The following is a 23,545-nucleotide window of genomic DNA, read 5'->3' on the forward strand; positions in this document are numbered from 1 at the left end:
TATCATGGGCCACCTATTATGCTTTTGGAATGACTTTATAACGACGAAGATTGATTGCTGGATTGACCTTTCTTACATCTTGTATCCGTTGAGACGAAATGCTCGCAACAGCAACGCCTTGTGCCTCCCCAACTGACGCTAGCGGAATACCCATAGGATCAATAATCGCACTATGTCCTGAACCTGTTGGGGCGCACTGATCCGAGGCAACAACGAAAACTGTGTTTTCAATGGCCCTCGAACGAATTAGGGTGTTCCAATGGTATTCTTTGAGCGGGCCAGGTATCCACTCAGCCGGAAGAGCAATTATAGTAGCACCTTCATCAACTAGAGCCCTTGTAGTCTCGGGGAACCGTAAATCGTAGCATGTTTGCATGCCAATACTATGCCCTTCAACATCAAATAGTGCTCCGTTGTTAGGTTCTGCCGCAACAACCCTAGCTGATTCTTTATAACCAAAAGCATCATAGAGATGCACTTTTCTATACGTCGAGAGTATTTTTCCGGAATCCATCCCGATTAGCGTATTATGAATACGCCCGTTTCCTGCAATCTCATTGATGCCGAAAATGACTGCTACCTTAAGCTCGGCAGAAAGTCGGGAAATTCGCTCTACACAAGGCCCTTCGAGAGTTTCAGCATTTTCAACAAAGCGATCATCCATTGTTGGCACTGTGTAAATGGCATATTCGGGCAATACAACGAGACGAGCGCCCTTGCTCACAGCCTCACGAGTGAGAGACTCGATAATTCCAAGATTATGCTCTTTATCTTCATTCGGTGAATACTGTACTATAGCTGCAGTTAAATCCATGAGTTAACTCTCTTTTGAGAGGGTTTTGAATTTTTCGAAAGCTTGGGTAAATCCAGATAGGAGAGCACCATATTGCATATTCAAGATGGTCACTGATGCTCCTTCTGCAATGGCTACTTTTTGTTCCGCTTCACTCCATGCCGGAATGATCCATGGCTTATTAGCTTTATTTGCTGCATGAGCAAGATGCCTAATATCCTCCAAGTCTTCATCTGTAACGCTGTATGCGCCGCGGCCTCTACGTAGACTGAGATCAGACGGGCCAATAAAGATGCCATCCACACAATCCAATGCCAGGATATCTTCTACTGATTCAAATGCAGAAGCATCCTCGATCATCGGGTAGCAATGGAATAGTGTATCCTGTTCCTTTACCCACTCATCTGTAAATCCTCTATAGTTCGAAGTTCTTCCTCCGGCAAAGCTGCGATCACCCAAGGGCGGAAACTTTGCGTAACCACAAACTTTTTTTGCATGCTCCGCTGACTCAATATGCGGTACCGCCACAGCATTTGCGCCAAAATCTAATGCCTGCTGAATTGCTTCCCGTTCGGGACCTAGAACTTTTACGATAACCCGCATCTCCCGCGCCCTAATTGCTGGGATTAGCCAATCGAGTGAAGAGAGATCGAATAAACCGTGTTCGACGTCAAGCACAACTGTGTCATAACCAATAATCTTGGCAATCTCTACCGCAGCTGTTGAAGGCTCCGAGAGCCATACACTTGTAGAAGGGGTCATGCACTTTCACCTTTTCTTTTTGCCTGTAACTTTTTTGTGTACTTTGTGTATACATGATGAATACTTTATTATGGTAGCCTTTCATTCATTAGAGTTTTATTAAACTTTGGTATGATATGGGGCAACGATTGGATTGGGGCTTCCATACCTAGTCATCTTCACTACCGAAGGCTTCGTGACGTTCGGTGCCATGGACATGGCAGTGTTAGGTTTTTGTAAGGAAAGTGATTTCTACTCATTTTGCCTATGCTGCAGCAACGTAGGCGAGGTATGGCAGGATGCTACGAGCTATCCGAGCAGGGCGGGTCGCTGATTAAAGACCTCGTCTCGTTGCCTCAAGCGATAGACCGGCAAGGCAGGATGATCGCCAGGTCTTTCTGCTGGACCCTGTGCTTGAGGGTCAAATGGCGCGATCTGACTGTAGCCGAGATGACTTAACCACCAAGATCCTTCGGGTCTGTGACCGACATGAATGGCCGCTGATTTTCACGCTGTCGCCATGCTAGGAGGCCGATACCCGCCATTGTATCCCCACGATGGACGCGATGTCGGTATCAGAGCCATAAGTCCGTAGAGGAGGGCGACCCCCTTCACTGATGTTGATAACCTCTCTCAAAATTAATCCGTAATTCTTTCGGAGCCAGGTTGTCTATGTAGAGGGTGAAGTGCCGGATACCGTCGCTTCGGCCGAATGAACGAAGGCCTGTGCCGAGGGTGATAAATGGCGGTACCCCAAGACGAGATCGAAGCCAGGGTCAGAACCCGGTAACGGACGATAGCTGATCCGGTCTCCACGAAAGCCACTCATGCTTTCTGGAACAACGGAGACGCCTCCTCCGACTGCTACCAGAGACAGCACCGCGTGCATTCCGTACGCCTCCTGCGTAATCCTGGGTACAAAGCCTGCATTCGCGCAAAGGCGGATAACCTGTAGATGAAAACCGCGCCCTTCAACCATCGGCCACAAAATGAATGGTTCAGCCGAGAGGTCGGACAGCGTCAGGTCCGGCCGCTCACCGAGAGGGTGATCTTGCGGGATGGCCATGCACAGGCGATCCCTATCAAAGGGTGTCCGTTCAACGTCTTCAGCGTTCTCAAGAGGTGGGATCACCACACCGACGTCCAACCTACCTTCGCGTAGGGCGGCAATCTGTGCGGCCGTGGTTGCCTCACGCAGCTCCAGCCGCACCTCCGGATGGCTGGCCCTGAAGTCGCGAATCACATCCGGTAAGCGACCATACAGTGCGCTCCCCACATAGCCCAGACGCACTACACCTGTGCGACCCGCGGCCACATCCACCGTGGCGGTGATGGCCTGTTCCGCACGGCGAAGAACGTCACGCGCCTCATCCAGAAACTGCTCTCCCGCAGGGCTCAAGCCGAGTACACGGTTGCCACGCTCGATCAGGGTGATGCCGAGATCGTCCTCCAGCTTGCGGATGGCGCTGGTAAGAGGCGGCTGGGACATATTCAGTCGTTCGGCCGCGCGATGGAAATGTAATTCCTCCGCTACGGCAATGAATTGCTCCATCGCACGCAACGTAATACGTGCTTGGGCTCCTGGCGCCATGTCCTGCTCCCTCACATCTCCGGCTATTCATCACGCTTACAATATCATTATTATATTATAGGGCACTAAAAACGGTATTTTTTATATCAATGGCCCGACTCTACGCTGTTTCCTCAACCATTTCTGGCAAACGGAGGCAATGGCATGGTGGATTTCAACGGCCGGGTCGTACTCATCACCGGGGCCGGTCGCGGGCTCGGTTTCTCGTATGCCCGATGCATGGGGCAGCTCGGGGCAACGGTTCTGATCCAGGATATCGGTGCCGATTCCGATGGTAACGGAGCCGATCCACAGGTAGCGAGGCTCGCGGTGTCAACATCACCGAAGGCGGTTGGATACTCCGCGCCGTGAATGGGCAGTTCCATGCCACCCGGGCCGTGGAGGCCGAGGGTGTGGACTATCCTCGAAATCTGCGCGCGATTCAGGCTGCAACAACTCAAGAGGTCGCGGCGAGCTGGCCGCAGATCGCTGTTTCTGATGTGGAGCCGCGTTCATGAACGGCGTATCAGTGGCCTTTGCAAGCCAGGTGGTTTATGCCAATGACCAAACAAAGACGTGGGTCGATCATCATGATCGCTGCCAACTCCCGTTCTGTCGGCTATACCAGCTTGATCGGTGTGGCTACAGCGAAAAAAAGGGGGCGATATGATGCCTCAAACTATGTCACCGGACACCATGAGGTTATCGACGGAAGCGACTCGGTGAGGTGATTGTTCAGGGCACGCGCTCCCAATTCACGCGAAAGGTGCTAATCGATGACTTCCGGATAGCGCTGTTTAGCTCGGTAGAGACGATAAATGGTAATTGCATTGGTGAAGAGCACGAGGGCTTCGGCGAGCGTTCCGCCCACGGATCCAACCAGGAGATGACTGAGTGTCCATGCCAGTGCTGCCAGCCCCAGAAAGACACGCATGGGGATACCTCGCAGCATGAACATGCCCACCGTACCCAGTATCATCGCCACGATGGCGGGCAGGTCTGCCCAACCCTGCCAGGTAAGCACAGAAGCCACACCACTTGCAGTCAACATAATGGCCATTGCCGCTTTGCTGCCCGGATAGCGTCGTGCGAGTGCAATGCGAACAATCACCAGCAGCGTCAACGCGGCGGCAGTCCAGCTCTCAAAAACCATGAACTGTAGAGCGAAGGCCACGTTCGCGGAGAGCAGCAGCATCAAAAGCCGATCGTCCTGCTTGCTGGAAAAGGCCCAGACACAGAGTACCAGCGACACCAGGCCAAAAAATTGACCGGCCAGAGTGCTATAGCTTTCGAACATAGAGCTGCATACTCCTCATCAGGTCAGCGATAACTCATCCAATACCCTGGCAAGGTTCTGTCGACCTTTCTTATCCAATCCTTGGAGTGGCAGCGGCAAGCAGGGCGACGCGGCCAAACCCTGAAGCTCAGCCGCTGTGGCGATCACACGTAGACTGCCACCATGTTGGCTGAACAGTGCCCATAGCGGGTTCAATCTTTCGGAAAGGCGCAGGGCTTTCTGGGTATCGCCGGCCTGGGAAGCACGGGTGATGGCCAGTGCTGTTTGTGGAAACAGGCCGCCAATCACTGAGTACCAGGCCTCACATCCGGCATTCATGCCTATGGCTGCCAAGGGATCACCGCTGATCCCGATCGTGATATGAGACGGGATGAGCGTTCGCAGGCGCTCGATACGCACACTGGCGGCATCAGGCGCTGCCGGAACGCCAGTCATCTTGATGGAGCCGACGTTGGGCAGTTGAGCAATATGTCCGTGCAATTCGTCACTAAATTCGAAATGGGTGGTGCGAGGGTTGTCGTAGACGCATAGCGGCACTGACAGGTTGTGTGCCACGGTTTCATACAGGCCGAAGACTTCTTCCTCGGATAGTGGCTGATACGACATGGGGGCCAGCAGCACAGCGCTCGCTCCCGCCTCCTGCGCATCTTCGGCCAGGGCCAATACTTCTCGAGTACTCAAGGCACTGATGCCAATGATCACTGGGATATCGCCGGCATGTTTCACCGCAAGCTGCGCGATGCGTGCCCGCTCCTCTCGAGTGAGATAGGCGTAATTCCCTGTCGACCCCAGTGTACCGATGGAGTCGACGCCAGCATCGGCCAAGCGCTCGATCAGTCGTATAAAGGCCACCTCGTCGACTACGCCATGCTGCATGGGGGTCAAGGGAAAGGCACTCAGACCGGAAAACATGGTTCGGCTCTCCTCAGTGAATGGATCATAAGACGATGGCCCAGGATGAAAGACTCGTAAGCATCCCGATCAGGCCTCGCGGTTGGCAACCGCCATTAGTAGTCCCAAGGTCATCAGGGTGGCTCCTGACAACCGGGACAGCAGGCGCTCTCTAGCAGCCTTGGCGACCCCCGACCCGACGATTCGGCTCGCGGCGAAGACGGCAATCAGATCCACCGTACTGTTCAACAGGACGCAGATGCTCCCGAGCAAGATAAATTGAGGGGCCATGGCTTGCTGTGCCGATACGAACTGGGGAATAAAAGCCAGAAAGAACATGGCGGTCTTCACGTTCAGCGTCTCGACAATGATCCCATCTCTAAGGGCCTTTGCAGGGCCGGAGCGCTTGACGGTAGGTGACTCTGAGGCCGCCGGCCTGGAAAAGATCAACTTGATACCGAGGAAGACCAGATAAGCCGCCCCCAGGTACTTTACGACAGCGAACGCCATCGCTGACTGGGCAATCAGCAATGACAGGCCGAGGGCCGCGGCCAGGACATGTACCACACCGCCCAAAGTCAAGCCTAGTGTCGACGTGATGCCTTCCGCTCTGCCTCCGGCGATGGTGCGTGCTACCACATAAGCGACACCGGGGCCGGGAATGACGGCCAGCAGCGTGGCTGCCAGCAGAAAGCTGATCGTGGGAAGCATGACATCCTCCTAGGGTGTGTTGCCGGGGGCTACACTGAACAGCCAGGTAGTCGATGACTGCCTCCGGCATCATACGGTGCAGTCCTTGAACGAGTCGGCCACCGGACTCAAGCGGCACTTCCAGCGGCATGACGGGCAGACTCTCCAGAATGAATCACATATGGGATGCATCGGATCTCAGTCGAATCTTCCCTGCCCAGCGACCGGCAGGTGCGATACAGGCTATCCCCGGATCGATTGACGGCGAGACGGATGCACCGGAGAATCCTCTAATGACCAATTCATTCCATGATAGTGACCAATGACCAAAAAAGTCAATATATCGACCGATCCTGGTGCCGATGCACAGTCCGTCAGCCAGGCCGTCGCCATCAAGCTCAAAGCGCATAGAAAGGAACAGAAGTTTTCCCTCGACGAGCTGTCCCGGCGTGCGGGTATCAGCAAGGGGATGCTGGTCGAGATGGAGAAGGGACTCGCCAATCCGAGTATCGCCATCCTGTGTAAGGTGGCGGCAGCGCTCGGCGTATCGGTAGCGGATATCGTGAATGTCGCCAGTCCTCCGGCAGTGCACTTGATCGAGCAAAAGGACATCCCGACGCTATGGACCGGCCCCAAGGGAGGGACCGCCCGACTGCTTGCGGGTACGAGCGGCCCCGACATGATTGAGATGTGGCGCTGGGAGATGCAGCCAGGGGAGGTATTCAAGGCACTGAGCCATCCAAATGGCACGCATGAGCTGTTTCATGTAGAGCAAGGGGAGTTGAGGATAGCCGTCGGTGAAACCGAGCTGGTCGTTTCTGCGGGCTCTTCAGCCGTAGCAAGGACGGACGTACCTCATCTATACGCTAATGATGGCGAATCCAAGCTTGTATTTACGATGACCGTTGTCGAGCTTCACCAATAGTTGACTATTCATATGACCCATTAACTATCATATTACGCTATGATTTTTTGTCCGGGTAATCATATATCCGGTCATCAGACATAGCCGGTTTATACATTGCTAGACATCTAGATTTTCATCTTTTTACTCAACCGTTCCTGGGGAAGTCTTTGTTTTCAAGGGCTTCCTTTTCTCTTGGTGGGATGAGTATATATGGTTTTTATATTGTGGTGACACACGTTGTTCGTCAGTCGTTTCGTGATAATGGGATGCAAAGAAGATCGCTTTTAGGGGGCAGGCCATCTTAAAGGTAAGGCGACTTCTGATTTTTTGAATCATTCTATATGTTGTGAATATTCAATAAATTGCCGTTGAATACGGGAAGGTTTAAGTAAAAGTGAGGAGGTTGTGACATGTTGTTGTCACCATATTTTAATCACATTGCCAAGTGATCGTCATTACTTTCAGCCAAAGTTATGGAAATATACTAGGCTGTCTGAAAGGATGAGCGCAACCTGGCTCGGTATGGTGGGCGGTGGTGGCATTGATGCAGCGTTATGGGAAACTATGCGTGGTTTCCAGTATACCGAGACCGCTATAATCATCCTGGTTATCATCGTTGCTGTGACGCTGTTGGACATGGTGTCACAGAGGGTGAGAAAGAGATTTATTTAATTTAAAATATCGTAGATATGGAGTTGTAAAAAGAAGCTGTCGAAGCTTGATATCAGCTAATTGGTTCAGGATTCTTCATTGAGGAAATATATAATGATTGAGACTGAGAGAGAACTTTTGGAAACAATTAAGGCTGCCGCTAAAGAGGCGGGGGAGCTGTTGAAAGAAGGCTATCGGTCGGATGGGTTGGCCAATTTTGAATCCAAGGGTGCATCGGATTTCGTTACTATTTATGATAAAGATGCAGAAAACGCAATCATCAGGTGTGTAAATGATTCATTTCCAGGAATTGGATTCATTGGCGAGGAGGGTGGGGTCACGACAGGAACCGATAACGACTACACCGTGATCATAGACCCGCTTGATGGTACCAATAATTTTCTCCATGGCGTGCCTCACTTTTCGGTGTCGATCGCTGTCACCAGGCACGATGAACTTCTGCTCGGCTCGGTCTATCATCCTCTTCTTGACGAAATGCTTTGGGCAGGGAAGGGCGTTGGAGCATATCTCAATGATACCCCCCTCAACATGCCGAGTGCCCGTCCTTTCCACGAAATGCTGGTAAGCACCTGTCTGCCTTATCATGAAAAGGGCAATTGCGAAATCTCGCTCAACCAGCTTTCCGTTATGATGCCACAGGTTGCCGGTATTCGTAGTCCGGGCTCCGCAGCACTGGAGATTGCCTATACTAGCCTCGGGCGCTATGACGCCTTCTGGTCGGAAGGCGCGCGGCTTGATTACTGGGACATCGCTGCAGCGATAGTCATCGCCCGAGAAGCGGGTTGCACAGTAACGGACTTGACTGGTGATCCTGCTCCCGCTCATTGGTCGAGTTTGTTAGTAGCTCATCCGCAGCGGCATGATGAATTACTGCAGTGTCTACATTCCGATAAATAGAAAGGGTATACGGAACATTTGGTTGATATCCGCCTTCCAGCGGATGGTGCCAGCCGATAATCTCCCCGACTTGTGGCGCCTACTTTCTCGATCTTTCTGAACAGCGCCATCTGGGTGTCCGATGAGCGGTCCTGCATCTTCGTTAACTTCCATGGTCTCCTCCTTTCAACAGTGGATCTCTCTTGATAGGTAGCCTTTCTCCATATCAATCACCTATTGTTTTTTTTGTACTCCCACACTAACTTCGTGAAGCTTCAGTGCACGAAGACTCATATGGCAGGTATAATAGACGCGCCATAGCAAAGACCTGTAGCATAATCATTAGCGAAAGGGTCCAGCGCCAAGCGGCGTCCGGGTAGTGGCCGTACGTCTGTGGCCACAACTCAATCATCCAGCCCACAGCATACTGGAGTATAAAGCCACCCAGGGTTGCAGCCATATTAAGCAGGCTGATCATCCGCCCGGATAGATGTGACGGTAGTTCAGTGGCCAGCCAAGCGTAGGCTAGAATCGGGCCGACGGTGAGCAGACCGAAAACGATCCACAGCAGGCTAGTTCCGGGAAGCGGTAGCCAGACGATTACTCCCTGAACTGTAACAAAGCCAACCAGCATGATTCTCATTACCCGGATTAGCGGTACGCCACGCTGCATCAGCCAATCGGTAAGCGCACTGATTATCAGTTGCCCCACCACAATAGCCACTGCCAATCCCAGGAGATAAAAAGCAGTAATACGTTCGTGCAGCCCGACGACCTCACGCATCCAGCCGCCTGCCCAAAGCCCTTGCCAAGCCAACCAGCTACCTTCGCACATCAGCGTCATCGGCCAAATGCGCATAAACAGAGGGTGGCGGATCACGGACAGCAGCCCTCCAAGTGCAGAGCCACTGTTCTCGCGTTCGGCGGGATGCGTCGGTACCAAAAGCCAAATAAGGAGCGCCAATATCAGCGTAATACCTGCAAGTCCGTGAAACAGAGTCTGCCATCTGAGAGACTGCAGCAACATCTCGGTGGGCAGAGTCGCTAGCAACGCCCCTAGCCCCGATAGGCCTAATAGTGCGCCGTTGGCCAGCGCCAGTCGCTCGGCGGGCCACCAAAGCACATTAGCCCGGTAGGCTCCCGCCCAGCAGGCCCCTAACCCCAGTCCAAGCAGCAACCGACCAGTCAAAGCGGCCCCATAGCTCGGAAAGGTGAATAGCCAAGCACCCAATGCCGCCACGACCATGAAGGATGGAACGACTCGACGAGATCCGAAGCGGTCCAGTAGCAGGCCCACAGGGATCTGCACTAGTGCCAGAGCCAGCAGAAAGACACTTGATAGTAGCCCCAGTTGCTCGGGGCCTATATCGAGGCTGTGGCGTAGTGCCGGGGCAATCACGCCATTGATGTTGCGATAGAGCTCTGAGATCAAGTAGGCCAGCATGAAGGGGGTGAAGACCAATAGAATACGGGCCCTATTTGAGATGAAGTTATTGCAAGTTTTCACAGAACCTCGTCGCCAATGGATTTTGCTGGCAGAGTAAGGGCTATCCCTAGAGGCGACGATCGCATAATATGCCGATAAAACTTGCAAATTACTCATGTATCACAATGAAGCGAAGTGTTCCTCCCTATCACGCCCTGCACGTCCTGGTCACCGTGGGGGAATATGGCAGTATCCGAGCCGCTGCAAGCCACATTGGGCGCTCAGAATCCGCTGTCAGCCATCAGCTCAAGGACCTCGAGCGGCGTTTGGGCCAGACTCTGCTGGAACGTAAGGGGCGTGGTATCGAGCTGACCCCACTAGCACTGCGTTATGTGAGCCGGCTTCGCGAGCCATTTCAGCATATCGGCCAAGCAACGGCGGAGTTATTTATTGCACCGGAACCACGCCACGTTGTGCTGACGTTACCACCAACGCTGGCCACGCTGTGGCTTGTGCCAGCCATTACAGATTTCGAGGAAGCTCTGCCAGACATCTCGCTTCGTCTGGTCACTACCAATAGGACGTTAGACCTGAGCCGCGATGGAATCGATTTGTCAATTCGTTACCGTGCTGATGGCCAATCTGATTCGCGGGCCATGCTGACGTTACCGGAGTATGCCTTCCCCGTTTGTTCACCCTCATTGGCCACGCGGCTGCAAAAGCGTCCGGAGACCTTGGCGGAAGTGCGACGTCTAATTAACGACGCTCATTACGAGGAGTGGGACATCTGGCAACGCTCTTTGCGCGAGCCGGTTATACTGTCCCGGCGAACCCAGCGACTGGCCGACTCCACCCTAACCCTGGAAGCCGCAGCGCAGGGCTATGCTGTGGCCATGGGACGGACGCCACTGACTAATGGCCTCCTAGCATCGGGACGTTTAATTGCGCCGTTTGGGACACATTATTCTACTGGTGCTATCTACGAGGTCGTCTCCAACGATCAATCCGTACACCCGGAGGTCCGCCAGCATGTAACTGACTGGATAGGCCGACAGTTTGTAGAACCCCTTTGAGCGTGACCCTCAGTTTCAAGACGAGCCCTCTGATCCCATGTTCTGAGAAAAGCTACGGCGTCGCTCTATCAACCAACGGTGAGTGGCATCAGAGTTGGTTGGAGGAATGTACCCATCAACCAAAATTTCCACTTACCGAATGGAAATAAAATGAATAAACGGATGTCGGAGTGTATTTGATCGCTTTATTTTTCAGAGAGTTGCCTTTTTAACCATATAGCAATGAAACACCAGGTTAACTAGAAGTTTATGTTCTTGTAGAGGGGCAGTAATCACCTGATACATCCTCTGTGGGGTTCCTGTAGTTAAGCACTATTTTCGCTATCGTTATCGGTCGGAGGGCATCGGTACCTATCGAGGCGATTCGATCAGTGTCGATGAATGGATCACCGAGGTTGATATCAGGAATGACGAACGATAGCCCTGCATGCGGGCTCTTGAGATACCAGCCGCGGCAGGTCAGATGCCGTGATACTGCTGTGACCCAATCCCCCAGTCTGGTTCAGACAATGCCTAGGGCAGCGGGATGTCATTGACCTTTTTCGGGCTGTGATAACCGCGCTGTACGGCTGGGCGTTCGGCGATCGTCTTGTACCAGCGTTTCACGTTCGGATAGTCGTTGAGGTCGATGCGCTGCCACTCGAAGCGTGATGCCCAGGGCCAGATGGCCATGTCGGCGATGCTGTAATCATCGACAACGAAGTCCCGGTCGGCGAGGCGGGTATCGAGCACCCGGTAGAGGCGCTGGGCTTCCTGGTGAAAGCGCTCCTCGGCGTAGGGCGCCTTGCCGGCATTGAAGCGCAGGAAATGGTGCGCCTGGCCCAGCATCGGTCCGAAGCCCCCCATCTGCCACATCAGCCATTCGAACACGCGATGACGCCCCTCGCTGTCCTCAGGCAGGAAACGGCCGGTCTTCTCGGCGAGGTAGATCATGATCGCGCCGGACTCCATCAGCGTCATTCCGGTCTCGTTATCGCGGATCGCCGGAATCTTGTTGTTGGGGCCCACGGCCAGGAACGAGGGGTCGTGCTGCTCACCCTGGGTGATATCCACGGCCTGGGTGCGGTAGGGCAGTTCCAGCTCTTCCAGCAGAATCGACACCTTGCGGCCGTTGGGCGTGCTCCAGGTCCAGAAATCGATCATCGGTATCTCCTGTGGGTGGTCAAGCTCCATTCATATAGCGCCGTTGCTTGGGCCAGTCGTGCAGCATAGGCTAGATGCCAAGATACCGCATATGATCCGTTCATGCTGTAGCGTAAGGATCGACCGTTCATGCGTGGCATGCCGCTTCTTTCCATGTCGACGTCAGACACCGTGATGAATACCAGCTACCTCACCGTCGTCCCTCAGCCTCCGCTGGCTGATTACATTGCCGGGATTTGGATTCAACAGGCCGGGGTTGTCGCGTCTCATGCAGACAACACCCCCACGCGTGTCGTGCCTACGGGTGTCGCCGAGATGACGTTCCAGTTTGGGGATCCAATGTGGGAGCTGGGCATGGGAGCGATGCCGCGCAGTACGTTCAATGGCCAGAAAACCCGATTCAAGGAATACCGGGCAACCGGCACGACGGGATTGCTCATCGTTCGCTTCAAGCCCTGGGCGGCCGCTGCCTTTCTCCCGCAACCGCTGCACGAGCTGGAGGATCTGAACGTTGATCTGGCGACCCTGGTGGATAAGGATCTTGTCGACCGTCTGGGCGATGCGCTGCTACAGGCTGACTTCGATAGTGCGCGAATCGCACTCGTCGAGGGCTTCCTCCTGACCTTGCTCCGGACCTATAACGCACGCCTGGACCCGGTGGCCAGAAGTGCGATCCACCACATTGTGGAAGCCGAGGGCACGCTTCGTATTGGCCATTTGTCCGAGCGCCTGGGACTGGGGCTCCGCCAATTTCAGCAACGGTTCCGCGCGGGTGTCGGACTGACGCCGAAAGGCTTTTCGTCGATCGTCCGTTTTCAGTCTGCGTTAGCGGATAGCGCCAGCTATCAGGACACGTACTACGATCAATCCCATTTCATCCATGCGTCTCGGCGACTCGTGGGCGTGACACCCACCGCTCTCCAGGCATTACGCAGGGCGAGTGCACTCGGTTGCCACTTCAATCGGCCTGCGCATTTTTACAATACGGTCTACCTGCGTCCTGATTACGATGACTCCGTCAGATAGAGCGCATTGGAACGGAGAGAGTCATGATCCTGAGACTGTGGCGCGGCTGGACTCACCAGCAGGATGCCGATACCTATGAACAACTCCTGAAAAATACCGTATTCCCGCGCATCGAAGCGAAAAATGTTGAAGGCTTTCGCCGCATTCGTTTGCTGAGGATGGACAGTGAGGCGCGAGAGACCGAATTCGTCACCTTGATGGAATTCGATTCCCTGGAGGCTGTTAAACGGTTTGCCGGGGAGGACTACTGGATAGCCTACGTACCGGAGGAGGCTCAACGCGTCTTGGCTCATCACGATACGCAGTCCAGACATTATGAGGTCGTCGAGGATCGTGGATAGCTGGAACCGTGTTCACGCGTCATGAATCGAAACCGATGCCGAACCGATCCAGCGTTTTCAGGAAAAGCGAACGATGCCCGGTGCGGTCCTCCAGCGCCAGATGACGTTGCGCGAGGCGCACGGCGCCGCTACGTATCGGCTCGGGGGGAAAAGGCACCGGAAAGCGGCGCAGCATGCCAAGGCGCGTGCGTTCGGTTTGCTGGCCATCGAGCATGTCGAGCATGGCGAGTGCAGCGAAGCGGCTGGCCGACACCCCCTGGCCGGTGAATCCCATCGCGTAGGCCAGCCGCCCCTTGAGCGCGGTGCCTGCGAAGAAGGTCGTGCGCGCCGAGGTGTCGATGATCCCGCCCCACGCATGGCTAAAGTCGACATCCGCCAAGCTGGGGAAGGCGTCGCTAAAGTTGGCCTCCAGGCGGGCGTAACTTTCCGGGCGGTGCAATAGCGCCTCGTCCTGGCGGCTGCCGTAGTGGTAGATGGCGTCGAAACCTCCCCACAAGATGCGGTTGTCGGCGGTTTTGCGGAAATAGTGGAATTGATTGCCGGTATCGGAGATGCCGTGTCGGTCTTGCCAGCCGATGGCAGATAGTTGGGCGTCACTCAGAGGCTCGGTGACCAGCGTGTAATCGAAAATCGGGATCACCGCCATCTTCAGGCGCTTCAAAAGTGGAACGGCGGCATTGGTGGCCATCGCTACGCGTGATGCGCCAAGTTCCGCTTGTGGGGTGGTAAGACGCACCCCTTGGGGAGTGCGGTCCAGCGCGGTAACGGGCGTATGCTCGTGAATGTCGATGCCTTGCGCCAGGCATGCCTGACGCAACCCCGCCACCAGCTTGCCAGGATTGACCAGCGCGTAATTCGGTTCGAAAAGTCCCGTGGCGTATTTCGGACTGGCGAAACGTTCACGTAGGGCGTCACCTTCCAGCAGGGTCGTCTCGATCCCGAACCTCGCATAAGCGACCTGCATCGATTCGAGCCCTTCGGCCTGCCACGGTGTGGCAGCGACATTGAGTTTCCCCTGGCGCTCGAATTCCGCATCGATGCCATAATGCGCCAGGTCTTCCTGCAGCCCGTCGAGATTGTCCAGTCCCAGGCGTACCAGCGTTGCCGCCTGCTTGGGCCAGCGTGCCAGCGCGTTGGACACCCCGTGTGAAATGCTCGGCGCACAGAATCCCCCATTGCGACCGCTGGCGGCGTTGCCGCAATGGGAGGCTTCCAGTACGACGATGCGTGCATCGGGATGACGTTCACGCGCCTTGAGTGCGCACCATAGCCCAGTGAACCCGCCGCCGATCACTGCGAGGTCACAGGAGGTCTCGGCGCTGAGTGCCGGGCAGGCCGGCTGTGGCGGTACCGTTTCCGCCCAGAATGGCGCCTGGACGGCGGTATCGAAGCGAGAGCTGGTCGGCATGTTGAACCTCCTGATTGTGGGCGGAAGCCAGGTTCGGCGCATCTTATTCGTCGAGATACCACCCCCAGGTCTCATGGTGGTCGAATCGCGTGATCTGTTTGAGTTCGCGATAGGCTTCGAAGCCGGCTTCGCCCAACTCACGGCCGATGCCGGAGCTCTTGTAGCCGCCCCAGGGTGCTTGCACGAAGGTGGGCTGTGAGCAGTTGACCCAAATGATGCCGGCACGCAGCTTGGCCGCGACCCGGTCGCAGCGCTCGAGATCATCGGACATGACGGCTCCTGCCAGGCCATAGGGGCCGTCGTTGGCCATAGCGATGGCCTCGGTTTCCGTATCGAATGGATTGATGCAGACCACTGGACCGAAGACTTCTTCACGCCAGATCTCGGCATCCAATGGCACGTCCATATAGATGGTGGGGGCGATGTAATAGCCTGTCTGCATGCCGGCAGGCCGGCCGCCACCGGTCAGTCGCCGTGCACCGCTGTCGCGAGCACGCTCGAGAAAGCCCATGATCTTGTCGTATTGGCTTTGGGACACGATCGGGCCGAGTTTGACTCCGGTTTTCGTCCCGGGGCCGATGACGATGTTCTCGGCCGCTTCCTTCAGTCGCTCCAGCAGGCGCGGGTAGAGCCGACGTTCGATCAGCACACGCGACGTGGCCGAGCAGACCTCCCCCTTGTTCCAGAAGATACCGAACAGAATCCACTCGACAGCCTTGTCGATATCGCAATCGGCAAAGACGACAAAGGGTGACTTGCCTCCCAGTTCCAGCGAAACGGTGCGGATTCCCGCAGACGCCGCCTGCATCACCTTGCGGCCAGTGGGAACCGATCCGGTAAAGGCGACCTTGTCCACCAGTGCATGTGCTGTCAGGGGCGCTCCCGCCTCTGGGCCGGTGCCCGTGATCAGGTTGAACACGCCGGCGGGAACGCCGGCGGCATCGATGATCTTCGCCAGTTCCACGCAGGACATGGAGCACAGCTCAGAGGGTTTTAGGACCACCGTACAGCCTGCCGCCAGCGCCGGAGCCACTTTCCATACCGCCATGAGCAACGGGAAGTTCCACGGTGTGATCGCCGTCACGACCCCCACGGGTTCGCGGCGGATACGGCTGTCGAAACGCTGATCGCCCACGTCGACTGCCGTGTCACCTCGCGCCTCGGCTGCATCGGCCAGGTCGGCATAATAGTTGAAGCAAAAGGCCGCATCCTCGATATCCCATTGTGCTTCTGGCAGTGGCTTGCCGTTGTCGCGTGTTTCCAGCGCGGCGAGCGCTTCCAGATGGGCGCGAATGCCTGCCGCGATGCGTCGTAGCGTTGCCGTTCGTTCGGCGACAGGCAACTCGGACCAACGGCCGTCATCAAAGGCACGGCGAGCGGCACGTACGGCGAGATCTGCATCCACGGCGTCACCGGCGGCGACGGTGGCGAAGGCTGTCTCGGTCGCCGGATCCACCGCTGGGAAGCTTCTGCCCGAAACGGGCGCCACAAAGGCCCCATCGATGTAGAGTTGTGTCGTCATCGCGCATGGTCTCCTGTAGGGGTCGGTTCAGACATGCTTGCGTCCGCCTTCGTGGTAAAACCAGTCGTCGGGATAGGGATACCACCAGTCGTGTCGGACCGGCTGGTGATCGAGAACGACCATCTTGGTACGGCGGAAGGCATCCAGGCCCTGACGGCCGAGCTCCCGGCCCAGGCCGGACGCTTTCCAGCCACCGAAGGGCAGGGCGTCATTGTCGATCATCGGATTGTTGATCCAGACCATGCCGGCCTCGAGCCGTTCCGATGCCTTGTGTGCCTCCGCCAGGTCGGTGGTGAAGATGGAAGCGCCCAGACCGAAGCGGCTGTCATTGGCGGCCTGCAGGGCGGCATCGAAATCGGCCACGCGCACGACGGCCACGACCGGGCCGAAGAGCTCTTCATTGAGGATATCCATTGCCGGCGTACAGTCGGTAAGAATGGTCGGTTCATAGAACCACCCCGTGTCGAGCCCGGGAGGGACGCGGCCGCCACAAGCGACCTTGGCGCCCTTGGCGACGGCGTCGTTCACGAGGCGCTGGACTTTCTCCCGTGCGGCCTGGTTGGCCAGCGGGCCGATCTCGGACTTCTCCAGCCCGTTGCCGATGCGCAGACGCTGTGTCTCGGCGACGAAGGCGTTGATGAAATCGTCATGGATACTGTCGACGACGTAGAGACGCTCGGTGGACGTGCAGACCTGTCCCGACATGTGGAAGGCACCGGTGACCGCTCCGGCAGCCGCGACCTCCAGAGGCGCGTGGGCGGTGATGATCATCGGGTCGGAGCCGCCCGCCTCGATCACTGCCGGCTTCATGCGTCGGGCGGCGGCGGCAGCGACGTTTTGAGCGGCGGCGACCGAACCGGTAAAGGCGATGGCATGCGTCCGTTCGCTCTCGACCAAGGCTTCGCCTGTCGTCGCATCGCCGGGCACGCAGGCCACGAGCCCATCGGGCAATTCATCGAATACCTGCATGAATTCCAGCGTCGAGAGCGTGGTGGCGGCGGCGGGTTTGATGACGCAACCGTTGCCGGCAGCCAGCGAGGCAGCGACCGTCCAGCACATCAACAGGATGGGGAAATTGAAGGGCATGATATGAGCTGAGACGCCATAGGGCTCATAGCGGGCATACTGGAGCGAGCCGGTCTGCGTCGTGCCCGCAACCTTGCCCGCCTCGTCACGCGCCATTTCCGCATAGTAGCGAAAGACCGGGGCGCAGTTGGCCACCTCGCCGATGGCCTCGGGGTAGGGTTTGCCCATTTCGCGGCTCATCAGGACGGCGCACCGGCTGACATCGGTGGCTTCGATCCGGTTGGCGAGTTGGTGCAGGTGCTGGGCGCGGGTCTTGGCATCCAGACGTTTCCAGGCTGCCTGAGCGGTGTTGACGCGCGTGAGGACTCTGTCGAGTTCTTCGGCGCTCACTTCGGCCCGCACCCCGACCTCTTCGAGGGTGGCAGGATCGATCACCGGCCGAGTCGGACTCTCGCTGATGTGGTAGTTCGGCACGAGGTAGTACCGAGGGGTTGCCGTGTCAGTCATGGGGCGCTCCTTGAGTGTCGTGAGACCCGTCGCCCAGGGCGGTGCCTTTGGCCTGCCAGCCGGGCAAGTGGGTGTTCAGGAAATTCGTGATATCGGTAAGGCCGGCCCCCGCCAGGCTGCTTTCCAACTGCCCGAGAACGCGGGGCAGGTACGTGAGATAGCGCGACTTGCCATGGAGTCGATTCAGGCGCAGGAAGACACCGGCGATACGGGCGTGGCGCTGTGCCCCCAGCAGTGCATAACGGTGACGTATCGCCGTCGCATCGCCCAGCCGTGCGGGAGCGCCGTTGATGTAGCGCGCCAGCATGCGTTCCTCCAGCCCCGGAGCCAGATCCCGCCGGGCATCCTGGAGCAAGGAGACCAGATCGTATTCGCAGGGACCCAGAACGGCGTCCTGGAAATCCAGTAGCCCACAACGGGCCACGCCCTTGCGCTGCGGCAGCAGCATCAGATTGTCGACGTGAAAATCGCGCAACACGAGCGTTTCGACCTGGCGTGCCATGGGCGCCAGCGCTTGCGCCCATAGCGTGCGGAACTGTCGAGCGAACGTCGGGTGATCCATGTCCGGAGCGATCGCAGGGGCATACCAATCAGAAAAGATGTCGAGTTCATCGAGCAGTGTCGTCATGTCATAGACGGGCTGGGATACCTGCGTTGCGCCCGTATGACGGTGCAGGTGCAAGAGCGCATCGACGGCGAGGGCATACAGCGTGCGCTCATCTTCGCCCGTGCTCAGGCAGGTCGTGTACGTGCGATGGCCGAAGTCCTCCACCAGCGCGAGCCCATGGTCGGGGTCGGCGCCGTGGACGACCGGGGCGGATAGCCCCAGCGCGTTGAGATGATGCGACAGCCTCAGGTAAGCCGCGAAACCGATGGGGTCATCGCGGTCCTCCATCAGCAAGAGCCCCGCCTCCGGCAAGCGGAAATAGCGTCGCGGTGAGGCATCGCTGGCCAGGGGCTCGAGGCGTGCGTGTGCATGGCCGTGCCGCGCCAGAAACCTGGTAGCGGTCGGCGCCAACGCGGCCATACCGTGACTCGTCGCATTCATCGGATCATGTAGACCTTTTTGACTGTCTCGTGAACCGTGCATGTCCCTTTCCAGTCCTGCGGGAAAAACGCGGCGGTATCCGGCGTGATCTCGATCACTTCACCGCTCTCATGGACATAGGTGCAGCGCCCCTGGAGGAAGTGGCAGAATTCGTCACGCGTGACATGGCACTCCCACTGGCCGGGTGTGCAGATCCACAGCCCGCATTCGGATTGGCCGTCCGGGCCTTTATGCAGCAGCACCCCGGACGTGCGTGACTCTCCCTCGATCATCGTTGGAATCGTGCCCCAGTCCACCGTATCGGTGATCGCGAGCGGTTCGTGCATGACGGGTGTCGGCATGGGAGTCTCCGTTTCAGTTGAGCATGTAGACGTGGCGATCGAAATGCATGGCCCCATGGCGATGGGGCGCCGTGACGTTAACGTCAGTCACAGGTGTGACTCCGCCAGTTCGATCAGCAGGCGAGCCGCCTTTGCCTGGCCGTTTTGCGATTGCATGTGCTCCGAGGTTGCCTTGAGCCGTGCCGCCATGGCGGTGTCACTGAGGCAGGCCTCGATCATTTCGATCATCGCCTCGTCGGTCCAGTCATAGCGCGGTGAACGGAAGCCGTGTCCGGTTTCCTGGACACGCATGGCGTTGTCGTGACCATCCCAGACATACGACATGATGATGGCGGGCTTGCCGAAATAGAGGCACTCCGTGAACGAGTTATTGCCGCCGTGATGAATCACCGCGTCGACTTGCGGTATGACGGAAGGCTGGGGGAACCAGCTATCGATGATCACGTTGTCGGGGATGTCGGAATAGTCGTCCTTGTAGTCGCCGACGTTCACCAGCGCGCGATAACGGGTCTTGCCGATCAATGCGATCAAGCGCTTGAGCAGGTCGGTGTCTCCCGAGCCGAGTGAACCGAAGGAGACGTAGAGCAGGGGGCCGTCGTTGTTCTGCTTGAATTCGGGAATCGTGTAAGGCTCATCCTGGCGCACACAGCCTTCGAGATACTGGAAGCGCACTGGGTCGAGCGGTTGGGCACGCTGATAGGTGACCGGTGCGGGATAGAGCAGCAGGTTGAGATAGGGGGAGGGCTCAAAGAACTGGCCGAGCGGGTAGGGCGCTTCGCCGGTCGTCGCGAGGAAGTCGTTGAAATCATCGTGAATCGGCTTGATCACGTCGTTGAACCTGGCACGGAAGGCCTGGTGCCCCGCCGTGTCATGCTCGCTCATCCCCGACAGATGGGGCGGGATCGCCTCGTCCTCGATTTCGTTTTCCGAACAGGAAATGATGCGGACCCAGGGAACGCCATACTGTTTGATGGCCGGGAAGAGAATGACGTTGTCGACCGATATCACATCCGGCTTGATCCTGGCGAGAATCGAGGGGAGATCCTCTTCCGCCCATTTGGCACTGTCGACGATGGCTTCCCAGCACTCCTTGACATAGTTGTCGAGCTGGTCGATGGGCGACTTACGGAAATTCGGGATATGTCCATTGATGAAGTCATCCCAGAATTTGGCCATCTGCTCCGGAGGCATTGGCTCCGAGAGGTTGACGGGATGCGATTCGAAGCCGTAGTTCTCGTACACTTCGATGAAGCCGGGGTCGGAGAGAAAGACGGCTTTGTGCCCCAGCCGTTCCACGGCCTGGGCGATGCCGACCGAGTTGAGTGCCGGGCCGTAAGCGGCTTCGGGGAAGAAAGCGAAAGTTTTCGTTGTCATGTCGTTTCCTCTGTCGTTGGGGCTTGCGCATGTCACGCTGCCCTTCTCTTGTTGTGTACGGAGTATCTTGTTGTGTACGGAGTACGGTGGAGTTGCCGCGCCTAGGCAGTGAAGACGCGGGTGTCGCGGGCCGACCAGCCGACGGAGACCTCCTCGCCAACGGCAAACGGATGCCCTTCCGCCACATCGGCGGTCAGCCGCACCATCAGTGGGTGCGGCGAAACGGGGGTCTCGAGATGCAGATGCAGGTCGAGACCGTGATAGGCCATGGCACTTATCCGCCCATTCAGGCAATTGTCGGCATCCGCTGCCCCCAGGCGCAGTCGCTCGGGGCGCACGGCCGCCAGGGCGTTATCCCCGGGTTTGAGATCGGCCGGCAGCGAGGCGGATATCCGGCTGCCATTGGCGGTGCAGAGCGCGCCCGCATCGACACGCGCGGGCAGGAAGTTCATGACCCCGATGAAATCGGCCGCAAAGCGATTGACGGGATACTCGTAGATCTCGTGCGGAGAACCGCATTGCAGTAGTTCCCCGTCTTTCAAGATCGCGATGCGGTCGGCCATCACGAGCGCCTCTTCCTGGTCATGCGTGACCACGATGAAAGTAATGCCGAACTTGTTCTGGATATGTTTGAGCTCCAGCTGCATTTCCCCCCGCAACTTCTTGTCCAGCGCGCCGAGCGGCTCATCCAATAACAGCAGGCGAGGCCGTTTGACGAGCGCTCGGCCCAGCGCAACGCGCTGTCGCTGTCCGCCGGACAGTTGCTCGGGTTTACGCTCGGCGAGGTGGGTCAGTTGGATGGTGCTGAGCATCTCGTCGACGCGCTCGTTGATCTCGGTGCGGGGCAGCTTTTCCATCTCCAGTCCATAGGCGATGTTCTGCGCCACGGTCATATGCGGGAACAGCGCGTAGGATTGGAACATCAGGTTGACCGGGCGATGATTGGGTGGCACCTGAGAGATATCGTGCCCGTCGAGCAGGATGTGCCCCGACGACGGCATGTCGAAACCGGCGAGCATGCGCAGCAGGGTCGTCTTGCCGCTGCCGGACGCGCCGAGCAGGGCGAAAAACTCGTTCTCGCGGATATCGAGGGAGACCCCATTGACGGCGCGAAGCTCGCCAAAGCGTTTCTCTATGTTCGCAAGCGACAGGAGAGTGCTAGTCATTGTCCCGGAAGCCTTCCACGGTTAAGGCGCTGCGATATGGCCAGGGCGACGACGGAAAGTGTCATCACCAGCACTGCCAGCGCGTTGATTTCTGGCGTCACGCCAAAACGGATCATCGAGAAGATCTGCATGGGCAGCGTGATGGAGTCGCGCCCGGAGCCCGCCGTGAAATAGGCGATGATGAATTCGTCGATGGACAGGGTGAAAGCAAGCAGCGCGCCAGCGACCACCGCGGGTGTCAGCACGGGGAGGATGACGCGACGCAAGGTGACGGGGGTCGTCGCACCAAGATCGGTAGAGGCTTCGACAATCGACCAGTCGAAACTCTTCAGCCGGGCCCGCACGACCGCACAGACAAAGGCGAGATTGAAGACCGTGTGGCTGATGATGATCGTATGCAGACCCATGCGGAAATCGAGCATGGAAAAGAAACTGAGCAAGGCGATGGCAAGCACGATGTCGGGAATGATCATCGGGGCAAAGATCACTGTCTCGAGCAAACGCCCCTTGCGGCGGCGTATTTCCACGCCAATGGCCAGCAGGGTACCCAGCAATGTGGCGGAAAGGGTCGAGACGACCGCCACGATCAACGTATTCAACGCCGCGCCGATGATGTCGCTATTGGCCATCAGCTCTGCGTACCAGTGAGTCGAAAACCCGGTCCAGGCAGTCGGCAGGCCGCTCGCATTGAAAGACAGGGCAAAAAGCACTGATATGGGAATGTAGAGAAAGGCGAACGTCGCCGAGAGGATCAGCAACATGAGCCGTAGACTGCCGCGGTTAGTCATCGCAGACCTCCGCTCGTTGCTGACCCGATGCCTTTTCGCTCGCAAAGGTTTGTAGCGTCAACAGCCCCATCATGATGGCAATCAGGAACATCGACAGCGCGGCACCGAATGGCCAGTCGTTGGCGGTCAGGAACTGGTCATAAATCAGATTGCCGATCATCTGGAATTGACCGCCCCCCAAAAGGGCCGGCGTCACGAAGTTGCCGATCGACAGCACGAACACGAAGACAAAACCGGTGGCGATGCCGGGTACGGTCATGGGGAGCGTGACTCGACGGAATGTCGTCCATTCGGAGGCGCCAAGATCGCGCGATGCTTCGTGGATTTCCGGATTGAGCCGGGAGAGCGGTGCGTAGCAGGCAAGGATGACGAAGGGCAGATAATTGTAGACCAGGCCAATGACCACGGCGGTTTCCGTATAAAGCATCTGTGGCAGTTCACCTTCGAAACCGACGGCCCGAGCCAGGGAGACAATCAGCCCCTCACGATTCAGCAGCACGATCCAGGCATAGGTACGCACGAGATAGTTCGACCAGAAGGGCAATACCGCGAAGAAGAGCAGAATCGGCTGGCGCTTTCTGGGCATGGAGGCGATGGCGTAGGCGGCGGCATAGCCGATGACGACGGCGATGGTTGCAGCGAGCCCGGCGATGCCGGCCGACTTGAGGAAGATCCTGGCATAGAGAGGGTCGAATACCAGCGCGATATTGCTCAGGGTGAATTCATAAACGATGCCCCCGTAGATGCCTCGCCGAAAGAAGGCCAGCGCCAGGATCAGCAGGCAGGGCACCACCATGAACGCTGTCAGCCATGCCAGCGCGGGTGTCATCAGGTAAACGGGCTTGCGGTCAGTCATTGGGCACTCGATTGCTATCCTCCCGGGAGTGCGGGAGCTCATGGCGTATTGCTGACGGCCGTC

General features: G+C 57.2%; 23 protein-coding genes. 6 read left to right on the top strand and 17 right to left on the bottom strand.

Annotated elements, in window-relative coordinates; translation table 11 throughout:
• Window positions 1-16 precede the first annotated feature (16 nt).
• The 3 genes from FVV99_RS14370 to FVV99_RS14380 form a co-directional block, all read right to left on the bottom strand.
• Window positions 17-814: a carbon-nitrogen hydrolase family protein gene (locus tag FVV99_RS14370; RefSeq protein ID WP_148254770.1), complete on the bottom strand. Its 798-nt coding sequence runs from the start codon at window positions 812-814 to the stop codon at window positions 17-19.
• A 3-nt stretch (window positions 815-817) separates the two neighbouring features.
• Entirely contained in the window at window positions 818-1,555 is a 738-nt protein-coding gene (locus FVV99_RS14375; RefSeq protein WP_148254771.1) for an HpcH/HpaI aldolase family protein, read from the bottom strand.
• 649 nt (window positions 1,556-2,204) lie between these two features.
• Complete coding sequence (locus FVV99_RS14380) at window positions 2,205-3,125, bottom strand: LysR family transcriptional regulator (protein WP_148254772.1); 921 nt, start codon at window positions 3,123-3,125, stop codon at window positions 2,205-2,207.
• A gap of 144 nt (window positions 3,126-3,269) precedes the next feature.
• Here FVV99_RS14380 and FVV99_RS18830 point away from each other — a divergent pair, with 144 nt between their 5' ends.
• Window positions 3,270-3,476 (top strand): Rossmann-fold NAD(P)-binding domain-containing protein, encoded by a 207-nt coding sequence (locus tag FVV99_RS18830; RefSeq protein ID WP_236645419.1) that lies wholly within the window; start codon window positions 3,270-3,272, stop codon window positions 3,474-3,476.
• A 397-nt stretch (window positions 3,477-3,873) separates the two neighbouring features.
• Here the strand turns inward: FVV99_RS18830 and FVV99_RS14390 are convergent, their stop codons facing one another.
• From FVV99_RS14390 to FVV99_RS14400, 3 genes are all read right to left on the bottom strand, one after another.
• Window positions 3,874-4,401, bottom strand: a complete 528-nt coding sequence (locus FVV99_RS14390; protein WP_148254773.1) for a YgjV family protein — start codon at window positions 4,399-4,401, stop codon at window positions 3,874-3,876.
• Between the two features lie 18 nt (window positions 4,402-4,419).
• A complete protein-coding gene (locus tag FVV99_RS14395) occupies window positions 4,420-5,313 on the bottom strand; it encodes a dihydrodipicolinate synthase family protein (RefSeq protein WP_148254774.1) in 894 nt (297 codons plus the stop codon).
• Window positions 5,314-5,382: 69 nt separating this feature from the next.
• Window positions 5,383-6,003 (bottom strand): LysE family translocator, encoded by a 621-nt coding sequence (locus tag FVV99_RS14400; RefSeq protein WP_148254775.1) that lies wholly within the window; start codon window positions 6,001-6,003, stop codon window positions 5,383-5,385.
• Between the two features lie 301 nt (window positions 6,004-6,304).
• Here FVV99_RS14400 and FVV99_RS14405 point away from each other — a divergent pair, with 301 nt between their 5' ends.
• Window positions 6,305-6,907 carry a helix-turn-helix domain-containing protein gene (locus FVV99_RS14405; protein ID WP_148254776.1) on the top strand — a complete coding sequence of 201 codons (603 nt, stop codon included), beginning with the start codon at window positions 6,305-6,307 and terminating at the stop codon, window positions 6,905-6,907.
• Between the two features lie 747 nt (window positions 6,908-7,654).
• On the top strand, window positions 7,655-8,458 hold the full coding sequence (locus FVV99_RS14415) for an inositol monophosphatase family protein (RefSeq protein ID WP_148254777.1): 804 nt from the start codon (window positions 7,655-7,657) through the stop codon (window positions 8,456-8,458).
• 238 nt (window positions 8,459-8,696) lie between these two features.
• On the opposite strand, the gene FVV99_RS14420 is transcribed toward FVV99_RS14415, so the two are convergent.
• Window positions 8,697-9,944, bottom strand: a complete 1,248-nt coding sequence (locus FVV99_RS14420) for an MFS transporter (RefSeq protein WP_161599006.1) — start codon at window positions 9,942-9,944, stop codon at window positions 8,697-8,699.
• 104 nt (window positions 9,945-10,048) lie between these two features.
• On the opposite strand from FVV99_RS14420, the gene FVV99_RS14425 reads away from it, so the two are divergent.
• On the top strand, window positions 10,049-10,936 hold the full coding sequence (locus FVV99_RS14425; RefSeq protein ID WP_161599007.1) for a LysR substrate-binding domain-containing protein: 888 nt from the start codon (window positions 10,049-10,051) through the stop codon (window positions 10,934-10,936).
• A gap of 513 nt (window positions 10,937-11,449) precedes the next feature.
• On the opposite strand, the gene FVV99_RS14430 is transcribed toward FVV99_RS14425, so the two are convergent.
• Complete coding sequence (locus tag FVV99_RS14430) at window positions 11,450-12,079, bottom strand: glutathione S-transferase family protein (RefSeq protein ID WP_148254780.1); 630 nt, start codon at window positions 12,077-12,079, stop codon at window positions 11,450-11,452.
• Between the two features lie 129 nt (window positions 12,080-12,208).
• Here FVV99_RS14430 and FVV99_RS14435 point away from each other — a divergent pair, with 129 nt between their 5' ends.
• A complete protein-coding gene (locus tag FVV99_RS14435) occupies window positions 12,209-13,105 on the top strand; it encodes a helix-turn-helix domain-containing protein (protein WP_148254781.1) in 897 nt (298 codons plus the stop codon).
• Between the two features lie 23 nt (window positions 13,106-13,128).
• Complete coding sequence (locus tag FVV99_RS14440) at window positions 13,129-13,446, top strand: antibiotic biosynthesis monooxygenase (RefSeq protein WP_092567464.1); 318 nt, start codon at window positions 13,129-13,131, stop codon at window positions 13,444-13,446.
• 19 nt (window positions 13,447-13,465) lie between these two features.
• On the opposite strand, the gene FVV99_RS14445 is transcribed toward FVV99_RS14440, so the two are convergent.
• The 9 genes from FVV99_RS14445 to FVV99_RS14485 all read right to left on the bottom strand — a co-directional run bounded on the left by FVV99_RS14445 (window position 13,466) and on the right by FVV99_RS14485 (window position 23,482).
• Window positions 13,466-14,854 carry an NAD(P)/FAD-dependent oxidoreductase gene (locus FVV99_RS14445; protein WP_148254782.1) on the bottom strand — a complete coding sequence of 463 codons (1,389 nt, stop codon included), beginning with the start codon at window positions 14,852-14,854 and terminating at the stop codon, window positions 13,466-13,468.
• A 43-nt stretch (window positions 14,855-14,897) separates the two neighbouring features.
• Window positions 14,898-16,376, bottom strand: a complete 1,479-nt coding sequence (locus tag FVV99_RS14450; RefSeq protein ID WP_148254783.1) for an aldehyde dehydrogenase family protein — start codon at window positions 16,374-16,376, stop codon at window positions 14,898-14,900.
• Window positions 16,377-16,403: 27 nt separating this feature from the next.
• On the bottom strand, window positions 16,404-17,909 hold the full coding sequence (locus tag FVV99_RS14455; protein WP_148254784.1) for an aldehyde dehydrogenase family protein: 1,506 nt from the start codon (window positions 17,907-17,909) through the stop codon (window positions 16,404-16,406).
• Complete coding sequence (locus FVV99_RS14460; protein ID WP_201745109.1) at window positions 17,902-18,999, bottom strand: aminoglycoside phosphotransferase family protein; 1,098 nt, start codon at window positions 18,997-18,999, stop codon at window positions 17,902-17,904. The genes FVV99_RS14455 and FVV99_RS14460 overlap by 8 nt, the downstream gene beginning before the upstream one ends.
• Entirely contained in the window at window positions 18,954-19,298 is a 345-nt protein-coding gene (locus FVV99_RS14465; RefSeq protein WP_148254786.1) for a cupin domain-containing protein, read from the bottom strand. Before FVV99_RS14465 ends, FVV99_RS14460 begins: the two co-directional genes overlap by 46 nt.
• Before the next feature lie 87 nt (window positions 19,299-19,385).
• Window positions 19,386-20,672: a nucleotide disphospho-sugar-binding domain-containing protein gene (locus tag FVV99_RS14470; protein ID WP_148254787.1), complete on the bottom strand. Its 1,287-nt coding sequence runs from the start codon at window positions 20,670-20,672 to the stop codon at window positions 19,386-19,388.
• A 101-nt stretch (window positions 20,673-20,773) separates the two neighbouring features.
• Window positions 20,774-21,838 carry an ABC transporter ATP-binding protein gene (locus FVV99_RS14475; protein WP_148254788.1) on the bottom strand — a complete coding sequence of 355 codons (1,065 nt, stop codon included), beginning with the start codon at window positions 21,836-21,838 and terminating at the stop codon, window positions 20,774-20,776.
• The gene (locus tag FVV99_RS14480) at window positions 21,835-22,626 is read right to left on the bottom strand and encodes an ABC transporter permease (protein WP_148254789.1); all 792 of its coding nucleotides are present in this window, start codon (window positions 22,624-22,626) and stop codon (window positions 21,835-21,837) included. The genes FVV99_RS14475 and FVV99_RS14480 overlap by 4 nt, the downstream gene beginning before the upstream one ends.
• A complete protein-coding gene (locus FVV99_RS14485; RefSeq protein WP_201745110.1) occupies window positions 22,619-23,482 on the bottom strand; it encodes an ABC transporter permease in 864 nt (287 codons plus the stop codon). The genes FVV99_RS14480 and FVV99_RS14485 overlap by 8 nt, the downstream gene beginning before the upstream one ends.
• Between the last annotated feature and the right edge of the window lie 63 nt (window positions 23,483-23,545).

It is taken from the genome of Aidingimonas lacisalsi (genome assembly GCF_008079445.1).
Lineage (GTDB): Bacteria > Pseudomonadota > Gammaproteobacteria > Pseudomonadales > Halomonadaceae > Aidingimonas > Aidingimonas lacisalsi.